Annotated in this window: 2 protein-coding genes; both read left to right on the plus strand. The window is 63.3% G+C overall.

From position 1 onward, the window contains the following. The first annotated feature begins 206 nt into the window (after window positions 1–206). Window positions 207–1,139: a family 2A encapsulin nanocompartment shell protein gene (locus EAY64_RS18320; RefSeq protein ID WP_045844953.1), complete on the plus strand. Its 933-nt coding sequence runs from the start codon at window positions 207–209 to the stop codon at window positions 1,137–1,139. Continuing rightward, window positions 1,114–2,922 carry a family 2A encapsulin nanocompartment cargo protein cysteine desulfurase gene (locus tag EAY64_RS18325; protein ID WP_103526161.1) on the plus strand — a complete coding sequence of 603 codons (1,809 nt, stop codon included), beginning with the start codon at window positions 1,114–1,116 and terminating at the stop codon, window positions 2,920–2,922. The genes EAY64_RS18320 and EAY64_RS18325 overlap by 26 nt, the downstream gene beginning before the upstream one ends. The last annotated feature ends 78 nt before the right edge of the window (window positions 2,923–3,000 follow it).

Raw genomic sequence — 3,000 nt, forward strand, 5'->3', positions numbered from 1 at the left:
AAAAACCTGCTGCTGCGTTGCGCCGCCTTGCCCCAGGGGCGCTACGCTGTTTTGTTAGCCGCTCTTAACCTCACCACTATTCACTGTTTGACCACCTCGCCACGCTGCACAGACAGCGGGCAGGGCGGAGCTTTGCCTGCAGGCCGCCGGCAAGGGGGCTGTGCAGCCTGCAGTTTGTTTCTTTCAACCACCTTCATGGAGCTGACATGTCTCAACATCAGGACGTCAAACAGGCACTGGGCGACAACGCCGCGCGCCAGCTAGCCAATGCCACCAAAACCGTACCGCAGTTGTCCACCATCAGCCCGCGCTGGCTGGTGCACCTGCTGCAATGGTCGCCGGTAGAAGCGGGCATTTTCCGTCTGAACCGGGTGAAAAATGCCGCTGGCGTGCAGGTGGCCTGCTCGCAGCGCGACGAGTCCGAACTGCCGCAAACCTTTGTCGATTACGAAGAACAGCCGCGTGAATTGTTCCTCAATGCAGTGACTACCGTACTGGACGTGCACACCCGCGTATCCGACTTGTACAGCAGCCCGCACGACCAGATCAAGGAACAGCTGCGCCTGACCATTGAAACCATCAAGGAGCGTCAGGAATCCGAGCTGATCAATAACCCGGAATACGGCTTGCTGGCCAATGTGGACGACACCCAGCGCATCTCCACCCTGACTGGCGCACCGACCCCGGACGATCTGGACGAGCTGTTGACCAAGGTGTGGAAAGAACCGGGCTTCTTCCTGGCCCACCCGCTGGCGATTGCCGCCTTCGGTCGTGAGTGCACCCGCCGTGGCGTACCGCCGCCGACTGTAAGCCTGTTCGGTTCGCAGTTCATCACCTGGCGCGGTGTGCCCATCATCCCGTCGGACAAGCTGCCGATCGACGAAGACGGCAAGACCAAAATCCTGCTGCTGCGCGTGGGTGAAAAGCGTCAGGGTGTGATCGGCCTGTACCAGCCGGGTGTGGCTGGCGAGCAGAGCCCGGGGCTGTCGGTGCGCTTCATGGGCATCAACCGCAACGCCATCGCGTCCTACCTGATTTCGCTGTATTGCTCGCTGGCCGTGCTGACCGAAGATGCGCTGGCCGTGCTCGAAGACGTGGAGATTGGCAAGTACCATGACTACCCAGATACCTACAAGTAAGCCTGAGGGCCTGCCGGACATCGCCCAGCTGGCGAATCTGGCCAATGCCTTCTTCAGCGCCTTGCCGGGGCAGCTGCCGGGCAGCCCGCCACCTGCAGCCAACGGGCTGAATCTGGACGTGGCTGGCCCGCAGTTGTCGCCACAGCCGGCCGCGGCCGCCGCACACACGCCGGAACCGGCGGCGCTGGATGGCTTTGGCCGGGGTGGTCCGCATGCCTACGCTGTGCCGCAAGGCTATGGCGCGGCCATTCCGCAAGTGGCGGCGGCCCAGCCTTCCGCGCCGTCGCTGGCCGGGTCAGCCGTGCCGTCCTCGCCGTATTACTTTATCGGCGAATCCTCGGCTTATCCCTCCGCTGCACCGGATGTGGCGGTGGATGACCGGGTAACGGCGCAGTCCTTTGGCCTGCCCGGTGCGGATGAGCTGCGTGCCTTGCTGGCCGGTGACAGTCGCCAACCAGTGGCAGCGGCACCCGCGCAGGGTAATAGCCACGGCTATTACTTTGTCGAGGAGTGGCCGCAGCATGGCAAGGCACCAGATTTCGACCGCAAGGTGGCCAGTCGCGGCCATGGCTTTGATGTGAACGCCGTGCGTCGTGACTTCCCCATCCTGGCGGAGCGGGTGAATGGCAAGCCGCTGATCTGGCTGGACAACGCCGCCACCACGCACAAGCCACAAGCGGTGATCGACCGGCTGGCCTATTTCTACCAGCACGAAAACTCCAACATCCACCGCGCCGCGCATGAGCTGGCGGCACGGGCGACGGATGCCTATGAAGCGGCCCGGAACAAGGTGGCGCGCTTTATTGGCTCGCCCAGCCCGGATCAGGTGATTTTCGTGCGCGGTGCCACCGAAGCCATCAACCTGGTGGCCAATACCTGGGGGCGTCAGAATATCGGCGCCGGCGATGAAATCGTGGTGTCGCAGCTGGAGCACCACGCCAACATCGTGCCCTGGCAGATGCTGGCAGCAGCCAGCGGTGCCAAAATCCGGGTGATTCCGGTAGATGACAGCGGCCAGATCCTGCTGGACGAATACCGCAAGCTGCTGAACAGCCGTACCAGGCTGGTGGCCATCACCCAGGTATCCAATGCCCTGGGCACGGTGACGCCGGTGCAGGAAATCGTGGCGCTGGCGCATGCCGCCGGGGCGCGGGTGCTGGTGGACGGGGCGCAGTCGGTCTCGCACATGCGGGTGAATGTGCAGGCGCTGGATGCAGACTTCTTTGTGTTCTCCGGACACAAGGTGTTTGCACCCACCGGCATCGGCGTGGTGTACGGCAAGAAGGAGTTGCTGGACAGCATGCCGCCGTGGCAAGGGGGTGGCAACATGATTGCCGATGTCACCTTCGAGAAAACGCTGTATCAGCCGGCGCCCAACAAGTTCGAGGCAGGCACTGGCAATATCGCGGACGCGGTGGGGCTGGGGGCGGCCATCGACTATGTCGAGCGTATCGGGCTGGAAGCGATTGCCCATTACGAGCACGACCTGCTGGTGTATGCCACCCACGGCCTGCAGTCGGTACCGGGTTTGCGCCTGGTTGGCACGGCAGCCAACAAGGCCAGCGTGCTGTCCTTTGTGCTGCCGGGCTATCGTACCGAGGAAGTGGGCAAGGCGCTGAATCAGGAAGGCATTGCGGTGCGCTCCGGCCACCACTGCGCCCAGCCGATTCTGCGGCGCTTCGGGCTGGAAGCCACGGTGCGGCCTTCGCTGGCTTTCTATAACACCTGCGAGGAAGTCGATACCCTGGTAGCGGTATTGCAGCGGCTGGCACGCCGGCATTGATGGTGGTTTGCTAAGACCCGATAACAAAGCCCCCGCGCCAGCCTTGCCGTACGCCATGTACTGTCTGCGGCGGCGCGC

It is taken from the genome of Aquitalea palustris (assembly GCF_003693445.1).
In the GTDB taxonomy this organism is placed as follows: Bacteria; Pseudomonadota; Gammaproteobacteria; order Burkholderiales; family Chromobacteriaceae; genus Aquitalea; species Aquitalea palustris.

Bases quoted from the DNA above. Each gene is read 5' to 3' on its own strand.
- EAY64_RS18325 (WP_103526161.1), top strand. From the start codon at position 1,114: ATGACTACCCAGATACCTACAAGTAAGCCTGAGGGCCTGCCGGACATC.
- EAY64_RS18320 (WP_045844953.1), top strand. From the start codon at position 207: ATGTCTCAACATCAGGACGTCAAACAGGCACTGGGCGACAACGCCGCG.